The sequence below is a fragment of the Thalassospira profundimaris genome (genome assembly GCF_003326795.1).
Lineage (GTDB): Bacteria > Pseudomonadota > Alphaproteobacteria > Rhodospirillales > Thalassospiraceae > Thalassospira > Thalassospira profundimaris_C.
On the sequence record NZ_JPWI01000011.1, the window covers coordinates 85567 to 103971 of the forward strand.

The window sequence follows — 18405 nt, forward strand, 5'->3', positions numbered from 1 at the left end:
GCTTCCCCCGTTTGGCCCTTGTTTATTCTGCCGCGGCGGGCAGGTTATAGGGCGGCTTGTCCAGACCGGCGGGCGAGCGGGTAAAGATTTCAAACCCGTCATCCGTCACGCCGAGCGAATGTTCAAACTGTGCAGACAGTTTGCGGTCTCGCGTTACGGCTGTCCAGCCATCTGGCAAAATTTTACACGCATAGGTTCCCTGATTGATCATCGGTTCAATCGTAAAAATCATGCCCGGTTCAAGAACCAGACCTTCGCCCGGCTTGCCGTAATGCAGGATATTCGGGGCATCATGGAACACCTGACCAAGACCGTGACCACAGAAATCACGCACGACCGAAAAACGCTCGCTCTCGGCATAGGACTGGATGGCATGACCAATATCGCCAAGGGTCGCGCCCGGCTTGACCGCATTGATCCCGCGCCAAAGCGACTCATAGGTCACATCGACAAGACGCTGCGCCATGACTTTGGGCGTGCCTGCGATATACATGCGTGATGTATCGCCGTACCAGCCATCAAGAATGACCGTGACATCGATATTCATGATGTCGCCATTGGCCAGTTTCTTGTCACCGGGAATACCGTGACAGACCACATGGTTGATCGACGTACAGATGGATTTCGGAAATCCGCGATAGCCAAGGCAGGCTGAAATCGCATTGTGATCACGAATATATTCATCACACAGGCGATCAAGTTCACCCGTGGTCACACCCGGCACCACATGTGGGGTAATCATATCAAGCACTTCCGCTGCCAGCCGTCCGGCGGCGCGCATGCCTTCAAATGCTTCGGGGCCGTGAAGTTTGACTGTTCCGTTCGCCACCCGAAATCTCCTTAATCTCAGCGAGGTATATCTGTGTTTTATAGCCCAATGACATAAAGCCAGACGCCGGGATTGGCAAGGATTGGCTGATATGCGGGGATTTGGGACCTGAATTCTAAAGACCGGTGATCGGCAAGGCCGACCGCACGGTCACCGCACTGGTATCAATCGAACAGTCATAGGCAATTGCCTCGACCCCGTGGGCACGTGCGGCCCTGAACCGTTCGCCATAATGCGGGTCGATATCGGTCGAAAGCGTAAAGCGGTCACAATCGGTCCGCTGGATCAGGTAAAACATCACCGCCCGATGCCCCTCGGCAACCATATCTGCCATTTCATCAAGATGTTTGGCCCCGCGTGCGGTGACGGCATCAGGGAATTCGGCAAGGCCGGGTACATCTTCATCGCGTTTCAGATGCACGTTTTTGACCTCGACATAGCAAAGTCCGCGCTCGGGATCAGAGAGCAGAATATCGATCCGCGAATTCTTGCCATATTTGACTTCGCGTTTCAGGTTTTCATAACCCGACAGTTCCGGCACCTTGCCCGCAAGGATCGCTTCCTCGACGATGGCATTGGGATGGGCGGTATTGATCCCGATCCATGCATCACCAATCTGGCACAGCTCCCAACTGTATTTGAGTTTGCGTTTGGGGTTGTCCGATTTTGACAGCCAGACATCAATGCCCGGTTCCTTAAGGCCGATCATCCCGCCCGGATTGGCGCAATGGGCTGTGATCATCTCGCCATTATCAAGTTCGATATCCGCCAGAAAACGCTTGTAACGCTTGATCAGTCTGCCATGGATCAGGGGCTGGGGAAGTTGCATGTCGAGCCTTTCGGAATTCTGTCCTGACAGAAACTGTCATGTGATGATCGCGATCAGGGTGCCAATTTTGCGACAAACCGGTCATATATCAACCCCTTGCACCCAATCGGTTTTTATCGGAGCCATCATGCGTCAAAGCCTGCGCGACAAAATCATTGCCGTTTGTGATCGAAAAATCACGCAAAAGGGACCGGATGTCGGCCTGTCATTCTATGCGTTCTTTGCCAATCGTAATGATGATCCGGGGCTTTTGATGGAGGCCGCAACCTGGTGGATCGCAACCCACCAGCTTGATCATTTCGAAAAGGCGACCAAAATCCGCGAGATGGTACTGGCGGGCAAATAGCCCGCCAAACAGGCCCTATTGTTTTTTGGCGTCATCGCCAAGGAAATCAACCAGACTGACCTGACCCGATCCACGGCGGAGCGGTTTGGGCTGGCTTTCGTCAGGGGCCCAGGCGGTCAGATAGATCACCTGAAACTTGGCATGGATGCGGCCATCAGCGCGCGCATGGCGTTCGTGATAGATCGCCGCTGCGCGGGCAAGGGTGCTGCGTTTGGTGAATTTCTTTGATCGCTTGGCAATCAGGTTGCTTTCACCCATCCCCGACAGATCGCGCATCAGTTTAAGCGCATCGGGATAATCAATGGTGATGTCATCGGCATCGACGACGGGCAGGGCAAAACCACTGCGCTGAAGCAACGCACCGGCATCTTTCACATCGACAAACGGTGAAACACGCGGTGATACGCCACCTTCTTCCTCGGCCTCGGCGGTCATCAAGGCTTCGCGCAGATCACGCAAAGTATCGCCGCCCAGCATGCAGGCCAAAAGCAGCCCGTCGGGTTTAAGCGCGCGGCGGGCCTGCAGTAGCATACCCGGAAGGTCGTTGACCCAGTGAAGCGACAAGTTGGACAGGATCAGATCAAGCGAACCCTCGGCAAAGGGCAAGAATTCCTCGTCTGCGACAAGGGTGGCTTTGCCGTTGCTGGCGTGCGCACTTTGGGCGTAACGAGCCGAGATATCGGACTGGTAAAAGGTTTCGATGCCGCCGCGCTTGCCAATGATCCGGCCAAGTTCGCCACTGTGACATCCAAGGTCAACAGCCAGCGGGAATTTGCGGGTGGTATCGTCAAGCCGGTCGGCAAGCCGTTCGGCGGTTTCGGCAAACAGGAAGTTGTAATCCTGTGCCTTTGTTGCTGCGCGATCACGGCGCAGTTTCAGAATCTGTCGATCAAAGACAGTGATCGGATCGGCCATCGGGCGGGATGCTCCGGCAAAAGTCGTTATAGATGTTACGACCTAGATAGAGCGTCTTGCACTGCGGTGCAATCAACCATCAAGCCAATCAGCCATTCGCAGGCCTCATGCGCAACGGAAATACTGCCGGGCGGTATATCCATTCGGTTGGCCTGAAGGATACAAGACGTTCGGCGCGATCAAAGTTTGCAACCATCGCTCCGCCCATGATGATTTCAGCCGTGCCGGTGATTTGCAGCATGTCGCCATTGCTGAAATCAACAAATACCAGCCCCGCACGCGGATTGATCAAAAGATTGCCCAGCGTGTTGAAAAACCGGTTTCCCGCATAGTCGGGAATGATCAGGGGCCCGTCATCCTCGATATGGACAAAGCCCGCTTCTCCGCCGCGATGGGAGACATCGATATCACGTTTCTGATCTTCGTGTTCGATAAAGGATGCGATGAAAAATGTGTCACTGCGCGCAATCAGTGCACGGGCGGCATCGGACAGGGCATCTGTTCCGCGTTCAATAGTGGAACCTTTGGCAACAGCGGTCTCTGCAGGTTCGAGATCGCGCGGCGTGATATATTTCGGGCAATTGCCAAAGCTGTGCCCGACGGCAATCTCAAACGATGTCTCATTTGTGCGACTGATTGTCCCATTCAGACGATTGCGTCGGCGTGTATGAAGCTCGATCCCCAGCAATCCGATGGCATCGCCGTCTTCCATCCCGGCATCGGCCGGGTCATCCTCATCGCGGGGCAGTGATACCGCCAGATGATAGATGTCGGTCGCAAATAAAAATCCCGGCCTGTTGGCGCGAAGCGTTGCCCAGGGTTTGCCATTCCTATCGACACTGCCCAGCACGACAAAGGGCAGTTGCGGGTAAAACAGCCGGTGTTGTTCGATCAAATGATCGCGCAACACCTTGCGCCCGACTTCATCCATGCGCGCATCGACACCCAGAACTTGCTGAAGACGGATTTCTCCAGCATGCCACGGTGAGGGGGCATCCGTTGGCATTGGCGGTTGGGGAGAATGGCCGTTCCGTGTGTCGATGCGATCAGGCATGGGGCGTCTTTCAGGCTGATGGTGCGAGGAAGGTCGGAAAGTTACCTATGCCGATGCCAGCATCTCGGCCGGGGCATGCATGAAGGGCACAAAACCCGGCAATTCTTCAATGCGGGAAAGCCAGTCACGTACCTTGCCATAGGGCGCAAGATCCACATTGCCCTCGGGCGCGCGGGCCACATAGCTATAAAGCGATATATCGGCGATGGTTGGATGATCGGCAGCAAGCCAGTCCTGTGTTTTCAGATGGGCTTCCATCAGACCAAGAATGGCATGGGCGCGGTTAATGACTTCGTCAGCGTTAAATGGTGCACCAAACAGGGTCACAAGGCGGGCAGCCGCCGGGCCAAAGGCAATCTGGCCCGCTGCAACCGAGAGCCAGCGCTGAACCTTTGCCGCACCTGCCGGGTCTTCAGGCAGCCAGTCGGTCGCACCCTGTTTTTTGGCAAGATAGACCAGAATGGCGTTTGAATCGGAAATGACCGTGTCGCCATTCTGCAAGACCGGGACCTGCCCAAACGGGTTGATCGCCAGAAATTCCGGTTTCTTATGGGCGCCTTTGGACAAGTCCAGTTCGATCAGTTCATGATCCAGTCCCAAAAGACCGAGCATCAGGCGCGCACGATGGGCGTGACCGGAAATGGGATGATGATAAAGCTTCATGGCAGGTTTCCCTGTATTTGCTGCGTGAATGATGCTGCATCATCGATGTTTCATAAAAATTATGGAATAAACGTATTTTGCAATTTATTGTTCCGTTTATTGAAATAGTGAAATGCTGTCCCGGGGATGCCGATGGATCGTTTTAACGCCATGAAAGTCTTTGTCCGCGTGGCCGAGGAACAGGGCTTTGCTGCTGCTGCCCGTGCCCTTAATATGAGCCCGGCTGCTGTCACCCGAACCATTGCCCAGCTTGAAGAAATCATCGGGGCACGGCTCCTGACCCGAACGACCCGTACGGTCACCATGACCGAGGCGGGGACGCGGTATCTGGCCGATTGCAAACGGCTGCTGGCCGATCTGCACGAAGTCGAAGCCGCCGCAGGTGGTGCCTATGCCAAGCCAAGCGGCGTTTTGCGCATAACGGCCCCGGTGCAGTTCGGCCAGATGCATGTCGCGCCAATTGTCGGTCGCTATCTTGATCAATATCCCGATATGCGCGCCCAGCTTTTGCTGTTTGACCGCATCGTCAATATCGTCGAGGAGGGTATTGATCTTGCCGTGCGCATCGGGCATCTCGCGGATTCATCACTGAGTGCCGTGCGGCTGGGGCAGGTGCGGCAAGTCGTCTGTGGTGCGCCGGAATATTTCGAACGCACCGGCACTCCTCAAACGCCAGCCGATCTGGCATCGTACCGGATCGTTGCATCAACCGGCTCATCCGCGCGCCTTGACTGGAATTTCAAATCACCGACCAATGGACGAAATATCCATCTGTCGCCAGATGCAAAATGGCAAACCAACTCCATCGAAGCCGCCCGCAAGGCCGCAATGGACGGGTGGGGCATTGTGCGCCTGTTGTCCTATCAGGCGGCGCCATTCATTGCTGAAGGCAAGCTAATTACGGTGCTTGATGATTACAGACCCGATCCGGTGCCGGTCCATCTGGTCCATCCCGAAGGCCGTCATGCCCCGGCAAAGGTTCGAAGCTTTATTGATCTTGCCACCGAAACCTTGCGATCCAATCCGGTTTTGAATTCCGATTAATTCAATCATTGATTGTGATATCGTGTCCCCGTTGCTGATGTGATCGGGGGCGTGGGTATGGTAATGGCATTGCTGCGCACAGTTGGGCGGATCGGGATGGATGCCATCCTGCCGCCGCGCTGTGGCGGATGCGGTATTATTACCGACACAACCCATGCGGTCTGTGCTGATTGCTGGGCGGGCTTGCGTTTCATATCTGCCCCGCATTGTGCCTGTTGCGGTTATCCGTTTGAACTTGATGATAGCGCGAATATCCCCGGCGGCGAAGCAGTGGACGGGCAGGCCCTGTGTGGCAATTGCCTGCAAAAGAAACCGGTTTTTGACCGTGCGCGGGCAGCACTGGTTTACGATGATCACAGCCGCGATTACCTGTTGCGGTTCAAACATGCGGATCGTACCGATCTGACACCGCTTCTTGCGCGCTGGTTGTTTCAATGCGGACACGGGATATGGGATCAGGCGGATGTGATTGTGCCGGTGCCACTTCACCGGCGGCGACTGTTAAATCGCCGCTATAACCAGTCGGGTTTGCTCGCAGCCAGTTTGTCGCGCATGACCGGTGTGCCGTGGGATGGGCTGATCCTGGGGCGCAAGCGCAATACACGCAGTCTGGGCGGGCTTGGGCCATCTTCGCGCAAACGCGAAGTCGGCGGGGCTTTTTCCATTGATGAAGATCGGGCTGGCAGATGCGGGCTCGACGGGGCTCGGGTGGTTTTGATTGATGATGTGCTGACAACCGGGGCCACTGCCAATGCCTGTGCCCGGGTTTTAAAGCAGTCAGGGGCCATGCACGTATCTGTGATCACAGTTGCACGCGTCGTACGATGACGCAGTGCAAGAAATCTGTTATATAGCGCTCATCTGAACTGTTTTCCGCGCCGTATCAAACGCTGAAAGCCCCGTAAAGCGGGTCCTTTGGCATGATCGGCTGCTTGAAGAAGGATGATTGCTACATGGCAAAAGTTGAAGTTTACGCCACCGAATGGTGCCCGTATTGCAAGCGCGCCCGCAAGCTTCTGGAAGAAAAAGGTGCGAAATACCAGCTGATCGACGTGATGATGGAGCCGAAGCGCAAAAAGGAAATGATGGACCGTGCCAATGGTCGTCATACCGTGCCGCAGATCTTCATCAATGACGAACATATCGGCGGTTGCGACGATCTGATGGCGCTTGAAGCTGCCAGCAAACTCGAAGCAAAACTGTCTGCCTGATCGCGTTCCGACAGGGTCAAAGACATTTGTCATACAAAACCCCGGCCAAACTAGCCGGGGTTTTTATTTGGTCTGATAATTGGTCGTCTAGCCGAAGGTTGCTTCCATTTCCTTGCGGAATGCAATCGCCGGGTCCTTGGCGTCAAATTCGACATCATCCCATGTCAGGGTCTGATCCATGTTGACCGGACGTTTGATTTTCAGGTGATGGGCAAGGCCAATCGGAAGGGCATTGCGCGCGCGCGATGTGCTGGCCGGGGCAAGCTTGCCATAGACTGTATAGCCACCTTCACCATCAAGCATTTCGCCCGCTTTAAGGTCGCGCTTGGCGGTGGCAACCGCATCACCCGACCATGCACGTGACGTGCCCGTTGCCTCATGGCGCAGGGCCGCAGACGCCACCGAAATACCAAGTTCCAGCCCGATCAGGTGATAGGGCTTGTACATGGTGGAATATTGTCCGCTTGGATCGGTCAGAAGACCATATTCGTTAAAGCAGCGCGCGACATAATCGCTTGGTGCTTCGAAGGTGACATAAACACCCCAGCGCAGATCACGAAATACCGGACGGGTATCACGTTCAAGGCTTGAAACCACCTCGACCGTCCCCTTGCGATCAAGAATGCCGCCACTTTCACGCGGGCAAAGCAATCTTGGCAAATCATCCACCCCGCAGGCCGGGAATTGCAACCCGCATTCCTGCGGCACAAGATCACAGGCATTCGACACAGCCGCCATTTCAATGGCGGATTTGGTGCCATCAAGGAAACTGTTGAAAATCTGCGGGTTCATGCCGCCTGCCTGCGCCTGTTCCGGTGTCAGGCCATAGTGATGCCAGACATCATCGGGCGTCACATGATGATAGATCGGCAGATACTTGGTGCCTTTGCCTGCGCACGTAACCGGCAAGCCAATGGCCCGCGCCCAATCGACCATTTCGGAAATCAGGGCCGGTTGATCGCCATAGGCCATGGAATAGACAAGGCCAGCAGCCTCGGCCCGTTTGGCCAGAAGCGGCCCTGCAAGAACATCGGCCTCGACATTGACCATGACGATATGGCGGCCATGTTCTATGGCCTTGAGTGCAAAGCGAATACCCGCCGATGGACTTCCCGTGGCATCAATGATGACTTCAAGTCCGTCTGCGGCAATCAGGGCATCGGCATCCTCTGTGATCCAGGTGGTGCGGTTTTTGTATGCAGTGGCCGGATCGGTTGCCGAAAACCGGTCATCGGACCAGCCAACGCGGCGTAATGCCGCCTTGGCCCGGTCGATGCTGAGATCAGCGATGCCCAGAACGTGATAGCCCGGATGGTGTCCGGCCTGACTTAAAAACATCGATCCGAATTTACCGGCACCGATGATGCCAACCCGCACGGGATTGCCTTCATCGGCGCGCTTGCGCAGTTTTGCATCGAGATTCATTTAAATTCACTTCTCCGGCAGGACGTTACGCAGCCGATCGCTTGGCGACCAGCTCTTCAAGGCAGTTATCAGCGAGCGGGCTGATCGGGGTAAAATCGCGATGCGCAATCCACGGTTTGCGATTGAAGGCCCGGATATGGTTCGAGACCGCGCACAGGCTGAGATAGACAATCGTGCGATCAAACGGGCTGATATTGGGTGGGCTCGCGTGCACCAGATTGCCATGGAACATCACAACCGATCCTGCCGGACCAATTGGGGCTTCGCAGCCACCTTCAGCGGCGAGTTTGCTGACGGTTTCGCGATCAAGTGTCCAAAGCGGATAGGATGTGGTTTCAAGATCGTGTCCGGCCTTGAGAACGCCTGCCTTATGGCTTTTGGGAATGAACAGGAGCGGACCGTTGGCCGGTGTCACGTCTTCAAGGAACAGGGCGATATTAAAGGCACGCGGTTCGGGCATTTCATCGTCGCGCTGCCATGTTCCGTAATCCTGATGCCACTGCCAGACAGCACCATCAAAGGCTGCCTTGGCGTTGATCTTGTACTGATGCATGTAAACCTGTTCTTCAAGATACTGAACAACCGGTTCAATCAGGCGGGGATGGGCCCCAAGGCGGCGATGGGCTTCGTTATAGGTATGTGCGGCAAAGGCCGTGCGGGCGACACCGGATGTTTCGCGCCAGACCTCTTCACGGTCAGAGGCATAGATCTGCTTGGCTTCGGTCAGCAAAAGGGTGGCTTCTTCGCGCGAAAACAGTTCCGGCAAAAACACAAAGCCATCTTCGCGAAATTTCGCGAGCTCCGTCTCACTCAGTTTCATGACGTTTCCTCCGCGCCGCACATTATTGTTTGTTCTGTTGCGGCTGATGCCCGTTCGGGCGGTTAGTTGGTTTGGTGATCGGTATCCTTCATTTTCGAGATCAGGCGATGCTTGGCATTGCGCGTGTGTGTGATGGCCAGCATTTGGGCACGGTCACCATCGCCGGCACAGATCGCGTCGGCGATGGCTCCGTGTTCCGTCCAGACCGGGTCTCGGGATGATCCGGTCTGCAGGTCAGCATGCATCACGCGCCGAATTTGCAACCATACGGCTGCGGATGCCTCGGGCAACAGGGGGTTGCCCGAAAGACGATAGATCGTTTGATGAAATGCGACGTCGGCTGCAACAAGTTCTGCGGTGTCGCCGCTGCCCAGGGCGTGGTTCCCCTGTGTTATCGCAGCCCGCAGAGCCGATTCCCGATCCGAAGCCAGGGAGTGTGCCGCAAGACGGGCGGCGAGCCCGTCAAAGGCTTCTCGCAGGTCATAAACGTGACGGACCAGATCGGCATCAACGGCAGCAACGCGATATCCACGTCGTCCCATCGGTTCGACCAGTCCGTCACGACGCAACAACCCCAGAGCTTGCAACACTGGTTGCCGCGAGACGTTGAGTTCCTCAGCCAATGCTTCCTGACGCAAGGGTGTCCCGGGAGGGAGTGCACCGGAACACAAGGCATCAACCAGACGGTCATGCACTTCGTCAGTCAGACTTTTTCGACCGGAAAGAGGTTCCATCTTCGATCCTTCTTGGGTATGCGGAATACTGTATACACTAATTTCAACCAAGGGAAGATGCAAGTTCGGGCTATCAGTCTTCAGGATTGCACGTCTGGCTGATGTCCATGACAGGTTTGTGCGGTTTCTCTTGGAAATCCGGGGAAAATGACAGGCGTGATCGTGTTCACAGGGGCGCTCATCCAATTGCGTATTGTCGCCTGACCCAGACAGGGTCATCATGATTGCGATAACGATAAAAAGGAGAATGCATCATGACCCGTTTCATAGCTGCCTGCGTTCAGGTCAATTCCCGTGACGTCATGTCAGACAACCTTGCGCGTGCCGCGACCTATGCGCGCGATGCCCATGCGGCGGGTGCGCGGTTGATCGCATTTCCCGAAAACGTATCAATGATGTCATTTGGTGGCGAGAATGTCCGTGCAGCGGCCTTTCCGGAAAGTGAGCATCCCGGCCTGACATTCTTTTGTGATCTGGCCGAAGAACTGCAATCAACCCTGATTGTCGGATCGCTGCATGTGAAGGTCGCGGGTGAAGACCGGGTGGCAAACCGGTGCTTTGTCGTTGGCCCGGATGGCAAGGTGATCACGTCCTATGACAAGATCCATATGTTTGACGTCGATCTGGCCAATGGTGAGAGTTACCGCGAAAGCAAAACATTCCGCCCCGGCGACAGTGCAAAACTGGCTGATACCGAATTTGGCAAGGTCGGTGTCTCGATCTGTTATGACGTGCGGTTTCCCCATCTGTTTCGTGATTACGCCAAGGCGGGGGCACGGATTCTTAGCATCCCGGCGGCCTTTACCCGGACGACCGGGCAGGCGCACTGGCATACACTTTTGAAAGCGCGGGCTATTGAAAATGGCTGCTTTGTGATTGCCGCGGCCCAGTGCGGGGATCATCCGGGTGGGCGTCAGACATTCGGCCATTCCCTGATCCTTGATCCCTGGGGCGAGGTTCTGGCAGATGGCGGGACCGATCCCGGCTTTATTACAGCCGAGATCGATCTGGATCGGGTGGATGAAATCCGGCGCATGGTGCCATCCCTGCAAAACGGCCAGACCTATAAACCGTGCTGATAACGCACAGTGCAGATTGCCGGTTTGAAGTGGTCAGGCGTAACTGACCACTTCAAATTCGATGTCATCGCCGTCGCGGAAATAGAAGCGGCGACCGGGTTCGTAATCTGCGTGGTTATGGGTGCTGAAACCTGATGCCTTGATCTTTTCCTCGGTCGCATCAAGGTCTTCAACCACCACAGCAATATGGTTCATGCCACCCCGGGTGTGATAGGAATTGTCATTGGGCTCGGCTGTGCCGCTCTTGCCGTCGGCATTGCCCGGCGAATAGAGGGCGACATAGCTTGAACTGTTGCCGACATGATAGGTTTCGCCATCATTGATTGATGGTCCTTTCCAGCGTACTTCCCATCCGAACCAGTCATGCAGGTGCTGTGCGGTTTTGGCTGGGTCGGAAACGGTAAAGTTCACGTGTTCCAGATATGCTTCACTCATGGCATTTCCCCTTCATTTTTGCGGGTTACATTGATCTTGTTCCTTGTTGGTAATTCCTCAAGTTAAGTTCAGGTCAAGCAATAATTTGTACTGAAATATATGGATTTCTGATTTTTCTTCTCGGGCAGTTCACAGGTTTTCACGAAACAGTGTCGCAACGTCATTTCGAATTTCGGGCAGTTCGGGGCACGATTGGCCATCACGGAAACCCAAGCGGAGATGATGCAAAGATGTTCAAACAATTTCTGGCCGGGACGGCTATCCTTCTTGCCCTTTCGAGTGCCGCTGTGGCGGGGGAGCAATATGTCGATGAAACCGGCTTTGCCATCAGCGGCTATGATGCGGTGGCATATTTCAACCTGACCCAAAAAGATGATGGCATGATGCAGCCTCATGCTGTGCCTGGGCGTGCGGATATTACGGCGGATTACAACGGTGCCAAATGGGCCTTTGCAACGGCCGAAAATCGCGACATGTTTTTGGCTGACCCGGCGAAATATGCCCCGAAATATGACGGGCATTGCGCCTATGGTGTTGCAAAGGGGGCAAAGGTTCCTGCCAACCCGAACCTTTGGCGGATCGTGGATGGCGAGCTGTATCTTAACATCACGCCCGAAGTTGCCGAAACATGGAACAGCGATATTGCCGACTACATCATGGATGCCAATGATGAATGGTCGGACCTTGAGCCCAAATCGGCTTCAAATGACAGCTGGATGGAGATCGGTGACAATGATGGCACATATGATATGACCGCCCCGATCAAGTAGGCGGGCTCGCGCAAAGCAAAACACCCCGGCACATATTGTGGCCGGGGTGTTTTGGTATGTGGTTGGCACACAGATGATGCGGTTGCGATCAGTGTGCGCGAGCGTTATCAGCCTGCGATTTCGCCGCCATCCTGTTTGGTAACCGCGACAACTGACGGGCGCGGGGGAATGCCATCGGCAAAGTCCGGCCAGCGTGTGCTCGGGGCTTCATAGCTCGAACCATCCGCCGGATGCTGCACTGCAAGGAACAGGGTGGTTCCATCCGGGGTGAATTCCGGACCGCACATTTCGGCACCAACCGGGCAGGCAAAGAAGAACTTGGTCAGGGCGCGGCCCGGACCGTCAACATCGGTTGCCCACATACCGTCCGGAATGTCCGAACCCTGTGCGCCGTCAGAAGAAATCCACAGGCGGCCACGATGGTCGATCGCCATGTTGTCCGGGCAGGACAGCCAGGATTCAGCAGCCGGATGATAGACAGCCTTGTCGTCCGGGTTGGACGGATTGCCGGCAGCGAGCATGATGTCCCAGGTGAACCGGTTGGCGGTATGATCGGCATCCTTGCCACGGCCACCCGGAGGAGTGAGTTCAAGCACGTGACCATGCGGGTTGGCAGCGCGCGGGTTCGGCGCATTGCCTTCCTTGCGCTTGGAGTTGTTGGTCAGCATGACATAGACCTTGCCGTTGACCGGGTTCGGTTCAACATCTTCCGGGCGGTCCATCTGGGTTGCGCCCAGAAGGTCAGCCGCGCGACGGGTTTCGATCAGGACGTCTGCCTGACTGTTGAAGTCGTTTTCTGCGGTCAGCGGACCTTCGCCAAAGATCAAAGGCATCCAGTCAAGTGAGCCATCATCGTTGAACTTTGCTACATACAGGGTGCCTTCATTCAGAAGGTCCATGTTGGCAGCGCGGTCGTTCGGGTTGTACTTGTTTGCAGCAACGAATTTATAGAGATAGTCAAAACGCTGATCGTCGCCGGAATAAGCAACAATCGAGTTGTCCTTGTTCAGAACAACCGTTGCCCCTTCATGCTTGAAACGGCCCAGTGCAGTACGTTTCTTGGGCATGGAAGTCGGGTCATACGGGTCAATCTCGACCATCCAGCCAAACTTGTTCGGTTCATTGGGTTCTTTTTCGACATTGAAACGGTCGAAATATTTAATCCATGAGTACCAGCTCTCGGGGCTGATGCCGAGACGCTTGTAATTGCGTTCTTCGCTTGTCTTGGCAATGTCGCCGCCAAAGTAGCCATTGAAGTTTTCTTCGGAAATCAGAATGGTGCCCCATGGGGTCTTGCCACCAGCACAGTTATTCAGGGTGCCAATAACGCGGGTACCGGTATTGTCCGAGCTGGTTTTAAGGCGGTCATGGCCTGCTGCCGGACCGGTGATTTGCATTTCGGTATCAAGGGCGGAAATACGGCGGGCATATTTCGAGCCGTCAATGACCTGCCATTTGCCATTGGTCTTTTTGATCTCGACAATCGAGTGACCATGAGCAGCAATTTCATGAAGTGCCTGTTCCTGTGATGCGCCCATCGAGTCTTTCAGGCCTGGCCACATCAATTCGGCGTTGGTGTATTCATGGCTGATGCACAGCAGGCCATGATCCGAGCTGTTTGAGCCAACCGGAAGCGGCATATAGCCGACATAGTCACAGTTATAGCCAAACTGCTTGTTCTGTGCGGTTGCGTCGACCTGACCGGGAACGAATTCCGGTGCATCGGCGACAACCTTGTCACCCCAGCGGATCAGCACGTCGGCGTCGTAGCCTTCTGCGACCGCATGGGTTTCGGTAATTTTCTGCGGGATCGATTTGAAGGTCAGCGTGGATGCTGACTGCGCTTTGGCAACACCGCGGGTCGCAATGCCTGCGCCGACCACGGCCGAAGTTGCCATCAGGCCCTTGAAGAAACCACGCCGCGAGAAGCGTGCGTCGATCAGGTCCGAGATGCGCGGGTTACGGGTTGGATTGGAAGGAATGTCGTCGCGATCTTCAATAATTTCGAATTGTTCGCTCATGGCTTTTCTCTCTCTGTGCAGTGCCTGATACAGCGCGGAGAAAATGCCAGAAGATTCGAAATGTAATTGTGATGTTTTTGTTATGTTGTAACGGCGAGACGGGCGGATCGGAAACCACAAGGAAATCTGCGGAAGCAAGCGCGGGCACCAAGCAGTATTTCAGGTGCTGATGTCGTGTGCATATCAGGATGTCAGGGGTCTTTGGGCGACGATTGCCTGTTTGATGGCTGTAATCCCAGAATCGCCATGTCTGACGGGCCCTTGTTGGAATGCAACGATGTCCCAGTCGGCAAAGATGTTCTTCAGTTCGTCTTTTTCTAACAAAAAATCAGGTGAACGGGGGCGCCCGATCTTTTCATTCCCGGTCATGAAAGTCTCGTAGACTATTGTGCCACCAGATCGCGTGGCATTGCGCAGATGATCAAATAGCGGCCTGTGCAGATAATTGACGACAACAATCAGATCGAATTGCTGATTTCCCGGCGGCCAATGTCCGGTTTCCAGATCGGCCTGCTGCCAGTTAATGGATTGATCGGCCAGTTGATGGGCCAAGTGATCGACACGTGAAAGATCGCGATCAAGGGCGGTGACATCCCATCCCTGCTGCGCAAGCCAGAAACTGTGACGTCCGGCACCACAAGCCAGATCAAGCGCATGGTTTTGCCCGGCAGACGGGGCGGGGCAGTGCTGTGTGATCCAGTTGGACGGCAATTGGGATGACATTTTTGTAAATCTTGTTTATTGAAGGTTTCGCATGTGACTGGCGGAATGCCTCCGTCCGGGCCATATTACAGATAACTTAATGTTCTGCGACATATTCGGTTTCCACAAGTACCATCATGATTCTTTTCCAGCTTAAATGCGAACATGATCACGAATTTGAAGGTTGGTTCAAAGACGGCGCGACCTATGACGCGCAGGCCGCCGATGGCGACCTGTCCTGTCCGGTATGCGGCACGTCAAATGTGGGCAAGGCCCTGATGGCGCCGCGTTTGCGGACCTCACGCCAGAAAGAACAGGCCGCCGAGAAGCAGCATCAGAAAGCCGTTGCCGAAGCCGCCAAGGCTGCCATCGCCGAAATCCGTAAACAGGTCGAAACCAATTGCGAGCATGTCGGCAGCAAATTTGCTGAAGAAGCCCGCAAGATCCATTATGGCGAAGCCAAAAAGCGCGGTATCTACGGCGAGGCATCCCTTAAGGAAACCGCCGAACTGGTCGAGGAAGGCATTGATGTTCATGCCTTGCCCTGGGACGACGCACACAAGAAAAATTGATCGCGACAGTCTGTGGGTCTATAGGGTCTGCGGAACATATCTCCTAACGAACTTTTTGAAGAGCCGGAGCCGAGCTGTTCAGCACGGGGTGACGGCGGAAAATTTGCAGGGAGAACATGGTCCATGGGCTCTTATTGCGGCTGGACATGTTGAAAAACATCGGGCCGTGATTACTTTAAAACGCAAAGACTATACAAAAGTGGTGGTTGGGCGATTTGGTAAAGGTCCCGTGCGACTGGCTTTGGCCATGTGCGGGTTTCACCGTCTCATGATGACCACCGAGACATTAAGGACTTTGTTCCGTGCCCGGTTGAGCTGAGGCTGTGACGAAAGTCGGGGGAGAAACGTGACGTCACGGACTGCAATTGTTGATTACGTGCCATATCTGGTCGGTGCAATCGGTGCGGGGATACTGGTTTTTGGTGCTTCACTTTTTGGTATCCTGACGCGACCCGAAGGGCTGCTTGCCGTTCTGTGGCCAGCCAATGCGTTGTTGCTGGCGGCATTTGTGCGAGTGCCATCCATGAATACGCCGATCGGATGGCTGGCGGCATTCGGCGGGTTTATGCTTGCCGATATCCTGACCGGCAGTGATGTCAGCAAGGCTGCCTGGTTGACCGTGGCCAATATGTCCGGCGTTGCCGTCGGGTTGGCGCTGATCAGCAAACTCGATCCGGAAGACCGGAACTTGCGCAGGCCGTCGGGGGTTCTTTATCTTTGCCTGACAAGTGCGGCAGCCGCGACCGGGTCCGGATTGATGGGCATTGCCGTCGCCCTGATTGTCTTCCATTCCGATCCGGTTATGGCATTCGTGTTCTGGTCGAGCACCGAGTTCGCCAATTATGTCATCATCCTTCCCTTTGCGATGACAGTGTCGCGATTGCCCGATTTCCTGAATGGTTGGCAGCGGCTTGCAGGGCGCGTTAGACAGGACTGGAAAGTGCTGCTGGGCGGGATGCCCGCGCTTTCACTGGCTTTCAGTCTGGTTATGGTTTCGTTTGTCGGCGGGCCGGGCGCAATCGTTTTTCCGGTCCCGGCACTTTTGTGGTGTGCGCTGAGTTATCGGCTCAGTGTTGTATCGGTTCTGATTACGTTGCTTTCGCTCTGGCTTATGATTGTGTTGGAGCTTGATCTGCTTGCTAATCTGCCAGAAGGGGCTGACCCCTATTATGGTGTCATATCCACTCGGCTGGGGATTGCCATGCTTGCCCTTGGTCCTTTGACGGTTGCGTCAATTGATCGTGCAAGGTCAGCCCTTGTCGAGCGGCTCGATCATGCGGCCAATCATGATTATCTTACCGGTCTTCTTACCCGCGGGGCTTTCATGCCGTTGGGGCAGGAAATGGTTGACCGGATTGCCGCGCAAAAAGGCCGCCTGACGGTCATGGTGATGGATCTTGATCTCTTCAAGGAAATCAATGACAGCCATGGACATGCGACCGGTGACAGAATCCTGATCGAAGTGGCCCGTGTCATTCAGCGCAACTTGCGGGGAACCGATCTGTTTGCTCGTCTTGGCGGCGAAGAATTCGCAATTCTTGTTCCTGATATCGCCAAAGTCGATGCCCAGGGATTGGCGCAACGGATTCGCAAGGCGGTCGAACAGGCAAGCATCGTGGCCGCGAACGATGTGCCGATCCATACGACGGTCAGTATCGGACTTCTATATCGCCAACCCGATCAGCCGATCAGGATCGATACTCTTTTGAATGAAGCTGACCGGGCAATGTATGAAGCCAAGGAAAACGGTCGTAACCGTGTGGTCGCGCGTTAAGCCGCATCAGGCTTGCGCGCAATCACCATGTAATTGACATCAAGATCACGCGGCGCGGGATACCATTTGTCATTGATCGGGTTATAGGCAACCCCGGTGATATCGGTCAGCTCAAGACCGGCCCCGCGCAAATAGCCCGACATTTCAGACGGTTTGACGAATTTTCGCCAGTCATGCGTGCCAGCCGGAAGCCAGCGCAGAATATATTCCGCACCGATCTTGGCCAGTGCCAGTGACTTGATGGTGCGGTTCAGGGTCGCGACAAACATCAATCCGCCGGGTTTCAGCACCGATGCACAGGCCTGCATGAAGAATTGCGGATCATCGACATGCTCGATGACTTCCATATTCAGCACGATATCAAACTGTTTGCCTTCATCGGCCAGCATTTCGGGCGTGCAGCAACGGTAATCGATCTCAAGGCCTGATTGTGCAGCATGGACCTTGGCGACTTCGATGTTGTTTTCGGCTGCATCAATCGAGGTCATTTTTGCCCCCATCCGCGCCAATGGTTCGGAAAGCAAACCGGCACCACAGCCAATATCGATGATCTCGATATCCTTTAGCGGTTCGATCTGGTTGGGATCACGACCGAGATGGGCGCAGATATTGTCTCGCAGAAGCTGCAAGCGGACCGGATTGAAGCGGTGCAGGGGCTTCATCACGCCATTCGGATCCCACCATTTTTCGGCCATTGCAGAAAAACGTGCAATTTCCTCTGCATTGGCGGTACGGCTGGTTTTGGCGGATGCTTCCGACATGACGTGGCTCCAAAGGCATGAAATCAAATCTGTTATGCTGTGCCCTGTTTACGCGGGCCGGAACGGCAAGGCAATACTCAGCTGTCAAAAGCGCGATCTTCCATAAGCAGCAGCCGCGATGTGTCCGGTGTCAGGTGCCTTGCAAGGGTGGAATGGTTTGTCAGGGTTTCTGGGTAAAATTCGCACGATATTTCTCTGAATTTGCGGTCTCCGAGCCTTTCCAGACATATTTGCCTTATAAAAATTGCATCGACGCAATTTATCGGCTGCGTTGATGCTTGTTTCGCGATGATTATGGAAGTATTGATAACGCCGCCCGGATCAGGAGAAGCGCCGAGTTAATGGCATTGCACCCCTGATATGGGACCGGATCACATACCGTCATTCTCGGATCGCCGATGGACGGAGAGCATAGCGGGGA

The 18405-nt window shown here is 54.9% G+C and carries 20 protein-coding genes; 8 read left to right on the top strand and 12 right to left on the bottom strand.

The genetic code is table 11. The features are described from left to right. Nucleotides 1-22 precede the first annotated feature (22 nt). Together map and sfsA are read right to left on the bottom strand one after the other, a co-directional pair. Nucleotides 23-829 carry a type I methionyl aminopeptidase gene (map, locus tag TH30_RS16170; RefSeq protein ID WP_114099138.1) on the bottom strand — a complete coding sequence of 269 codons (807 nt, stop codon included), beginning with the start codon at nucleotides 827-829 and terminating at the stop codon, nucleotides 23-25. Nucleotides 830-944: 115 nt separating this feature from the next. Next, nucleotides 945-1658, bottom strand: coding sequence for a DNA/RNA nuclease SfsA (sfsA, locus tag TH30_RS16175; protein WP_114099139.1), 714 nt, complete (start codon nucleotides 1656-1658; stop codon nucleotides 945-947). Between the two features lie 127 nt (nucleotides 1659-1785). Here sfsA and TH30_RS16180 point away from each other — a divergent pair, with 127 nt between their 5' ends. Continuing rightward, the gene (locus tag TH30_RS16180; protein WP_114099204.1) at nucleotides 1786-2004 is read left to right on the top strand and encodes a DUF6500 family protein; all 219 of its coding nucleotides are present in this window, start codon (nucleotides 1786-1788) and stop codon (nucleotides 2002-2004) included. A 15-nt stretch (nucleotides 2005-2019) separates the two neighbouring features. Here the strand turns inward: TH30_RS16180 and TH30_RS16185 are convergent, their stop codons facing one another. The 3 genes from TH30_RS16185 to TH30_RS16195 form a co-directional block, all read right to left on the bottom strand. Further along, complete coding sequence (locus TH30_RS16185) at nucleotides 2020-2919, bottom strand: methyltransferase domain-containing protein (RefSeq protein ID WP_114099140.1); 900 nt, start codon at nucleotides 2917-2919, stop codon at nucleotides 2020-2022. Between the two features lie 88 nt (nucleotides 2920-3007). After that, nucleotides 3008-3973, bottom strand: coding sequence for a pyridoxamine 5'-phosphate oxidase family protein (locus TH30_RS16190; protein ID WP_258548756.1), 966 nt, complete (start codon nucleotides 3971-3973; stop codon nucleotides 3008-3010). Between the two features lie 45 nt (nucleotides 3974-4018). Next, entirely contained in the window at nucleotides 4019-4636 is a 618-nt protein-coding gene (locus tag TH30_RS16195) for a glutathione S-transferase family protein (RefSeq protein WP_114099142.1), read from the bottom strand. 132 nt (nucleotides 4637-4768) lie between these two features. Here TH30_RS16195 and TH30_RS16200 point away from each other — a divergent pair, with 132 nt between their 5' ends. The 3 genes from TH30_RS16200 to grxC all read left to right on the top strand — a co-directional run bounded on the left by TH30_RS16200 (nucleotide 4769) and on the right by grxC (nucleotide 6891). Next, nucleotides 4769-5680 carry a LysR family transcriptional regulator gene (locus TH30_RS16200; protein ID WP_114099205.1) on the top strand — a complete coding sequence of 304 codons (912 nt, stop codon included), beginning with the start codon at nucleotides 4769-4771 and terminating at the stop codon, nucleotides 5678-5680. 63 nt (nucleotides 5681-5743) lie between these two features. Continuing rightward, entirely contained in the window at nucleotides 5744-6508 is a 765-nt protein-coding gene (locus tag TH30_RS16205) for a ComF family protein (protein ID WP_181850342.1), read from the top strand. Between the two features lie 125 nt (nucleotides 6509-6633). Beyond that, nucleotides 6634-6891 (top strand): glutaredoxin 3, encoded by a 258-nt coding sequence (grxC, locus tag TH30_RS16210; protein ID WP_114099206.1) that lies wholly within the window; start codon nucleotides 6634-6636, stop codon nucleotides 6889-6891. Nucleotides 6892-6978: 87 nt separating this feature from the next. On the opposite strand, the gene TH30_RS16215 is transcribed toward grxC, so the two are convergent. From TH30_RS16215 to TH30_RS16225, 3 genes are all read right to left on the bottom strand, one after another. After that, nucleotides 6979-8316 carry an NAD(P)H-dependent oxidoreductase gene (locus TH30_RS16215; protein ID WP_114099144.1) on the bottom strand — a complete coding sequence of 446 codons (1338 nt, stop codon included), beginning with the start codon at nucleotides 8314-8316 and terminating at the stop codon, nucleotides 6979-6981. Between the two features lie 25 nt (nucleotides 8317-8341). Then, nucleotides 8342-9136 (bottom strand): phytanoyl-CoA dioxygenase family protein, encoded by a 795-nt coding sequence (locus TH30_RS16220; RefSeq protein WP_114099145.1) that lies wholly within the window; start codon nucleotides 9134-9136, stop codon nucleotides 8342-8344. A gap of 62 nt (nucleotides 9137-9198) precedes the next feature. Next, nucleotides 9199-9870, bottom strand: a complete 672-nt coding sequence (locus TH30_RS16225) for a GntR family transcriptional regulator (protein WP_114099207.1) — start codon at nucleotides 9868-9870, stop codon at nucleotides 9199-9201. Between the two features lie 254 nt (nucleotides 9871-10124). Between TH30_RS16225 and TH30_RS16230 the strand changes: the two genes are divergently transcribed. Continuing rightward, complete coding sequence (locus TH30_RS16230) at nucleotides 10125-10949, top strand: carbon-nitrogen hydrolase family protein (protein WP_114099146.1); 825 nt, start codon at nucleotides 10125-10127, stop codon at nucleotides 10947-10949. 33 nt (nucleotides 10950-10982) lie between these two features. Here the strand turns inward: TH30_RS16230 and TH30_RS16235 are convergent, their stop codons facing one another. Beyond that, complete coding sequence (locus TH30_RS16235; RefSeq protein ID WP_114099147.1) at nucleotides 10983-11384, bottom strand: VOC family protein; 402 nt, start codon at nucleotides 11382-11384, stop codon at nucleotides 10983-10985. Nucleotides 11385-11614: 230 nt separating this feature from the next. Between TH30_RS16235 and TH30_RS16240 the strand changes: the two genes are divergently transcribed. Beyond that, a complete protein-coding gene (locus TH30_RS16240) occupies nucleotides 11615-12154 on the top strand; it encodes a YHS domain-containing (seleno)protein (protein WP_114099208.1) in 540 nt (179 codons plus the stop codon). A 107-nt stretch (nucleotides 12155-12261) separates the two neighbouring features. On the opposite strand, the gene TH30_RS16245 is transcribed toward TH30_RS16240, so the two are convergent. Next, the gene (locus tag TH30_RS16245; protein WP_114099148.1) at nucleotides 12262-14175 is read right to left on the bottom strand and encodes a PhoX family protein; all 1914 of its coding nucleotides are present in this window, start codon (nucleotides 14173-14175) and stop codon (nucleotides 12262-12264) included. Nucleotides 14176-14358: 183 nt separating this feature from the next. Further along, nucleotides 14359-14898: a class I SAM-dependent methyltransferase gene (locus TH30_RS16250; RefSeq protein ID WP_114099149.1), complete on the bottom strand. Its 540-nt coding sequence runs from the start codon at nucleotides 14896-14898 to the stop codon at nucleotides 14359-14361. 116 nt (nucleotides 14899-15014) lie between these two features. Between TH30_RS16250 and TH30_RS16255 the strand changes: the two genes are divergently transcribed. Then, the gene (locus TH30_RS16255; RefSeq protein ID WP_114099150.1) at nucleotides 15015-15449 is read left to right on the top strand and encodes a DUF1178 family protein; all 435 of its coding nucleotides are present in this window, start codon (nucleotides 15015-15017) and stop codon (nucleotides 15447-15449) included. Nucleotides 15450-15795: 346 nt separating this feature from the next. Next, the gene (locus tag TH30_RS16260; protein WP_147252028.1) at nucleotides 15796-17223 is read left to right on the top strand and encodes a GGDEF domain-containing protein; all 1428 of its coding nucleotides are present in this window, start codon (nucleotides 15796-15798) and stop codon (nucleotides 17221-17223) included. Here the strand turns inward: TH30_RS16260 and ubiG are convergent. Beyond that, nucleotides 17220-17984: a bifunctional 2-polyprenyl-6-hydroxyphenol methylase/3-demethylubiquinol 3-O-methyltransferase UbiG gene (gene ubiG, locus TH30_RS16265; protein ID WP_114099152.1), complete on the bottom strand. Its 765-nt coding sequence runs from the start codon at nucleotides 17982-17984 to the stop codon at nucleotides 17220-17222. The genes TH30_RS16260 and ubiG overlap by 4 nt on opposite strands. Between the last annotated feature and the right edge of the window lie 421 nt (nucleotides 17985-18405).

Bases quoted from the DNA above. Each gene is read 5' to 3' on its own strand.
- TH30_RS16185 (WP_114099140.1), bottom strand. From the start codon at position 2,919: ATGGCCGATCCGATCACTGTCTTTGATCGACAGATTCTGAAACTGCGC.
- TH30_RS16200 (WP_114099205.1), top strand. From the start codon at position 4,769: ATGGATCGTTTTAACGCCATGAAAGTCTTTGTCCGCGTGGCCGAGGAA.
- TH30_RS16205 (WP_181850342.1), top strand. From the start codon at position 5,744: ATGGCATTGCTGCGCACAGTTGGGCGGATCGGGATGGATGCCATCCTG.
- TH30_RS16250 (WP_114099149.1), bottom strand. From the start codon at position 14,898: ATGTCATCCCAATTGCCGTCCAACTGGATCACACAGCACTGCCCCGCC.
- sfsA (WP_114099139.1), bottom strand. From the start codon at position 1,658: ATGCAACTTCCCCAGCCCCTGATCCATGGCAGACTGATCAAGCGTTAC.
- TH30_RS16220 (WP_114099145.1), bottom strand. From the start codon at position 9,136: ATGAAACTGAGTGAGACGGAGCTCGCGAAATTTCGCGAAGATGGCTTT.
- TH30_RS16195 (WP_114099142.1), bottom strand. From the start codon at position 4,636: ATGAAGCTTTATCATCATCCCATTTCCGGTCACGCCCATCGTGCGCGC.
- TH30_RS16255 (WP_114099150.1), top strand. From the start codon at position 15,015: ATGATTCTTTTCCAGCTTAAATGCGAACATGATCACGAATTTGAAGGT.
- TH30_RS16245 (WP_114099148.1), bottom strand. From the start codon at position 14,175: ATGAGCGAACAATTCGAAATTATTGAAGATCGCGACGACATTCCTTCC.
- TH30_RS16225 (WP_114099207.1), bottom strand. From the start codon at position 9,870: ATGGAACCTCTTTCCGGTCGAAAAAGTCTGACTGACGAAGTGCATGAC.
- TH30_RS16215 (WP_114099144.1), bottom strand. From the start codon at position 8,316: ATGAATCTCGATGCAAAACTGCGCAAGCGCGCCGATGAAGGCAATCCC.
- TH30_RS16240 (WP_114099208.1), top strand. From the start codon at position 11,615: ATGTTCAAACAATTTCTGGCCGGGACGGCTATCCTTCTTGCCCTTTCG.
- TH30_RS16190 (WP_258548756.1), bottom strand. From the start codon at position 3,973: ATGCCTGATCGCATCGACACACGGAACGGCCATTCTCCCCAACCGCCA.
- grxC (WP_114099206.1), top strand. From the start codon at position 6,634: ATGGCAAAAGTTGAAGTTTACGCCACCGAATGGTGCCCGTATTGCAAG.
- TH30_RS16235 (WP_114099147.1), bottom strand. From the start codon at position 11,384: ATGAGTGAAGCATATCTGGAACACGTGAACTTTACCGTTTCCGACCCA.
- ubiG (WP_114099152.1), bottom strand. From the start codon at position 17,984: ATGTCGGAAGCATCCGCCAAAACCAGCCGTACCGCCAATGCAGAGGAA.
- TH30_RS16230 (WP_114099146.1), top strand. From the start codon at position 10,125: ATGACCCGTTTCATAGCTGCCTGCGTTCAGGTCAATTCCCGTGACGTC.
- TH30_RS16180 (WP_114099204.1), top strand. From the start codon at position 1,786: ATGCGTCAAAGCCTGCGCGACAAAATCATTGCCGTTTGTGATCGAAAA.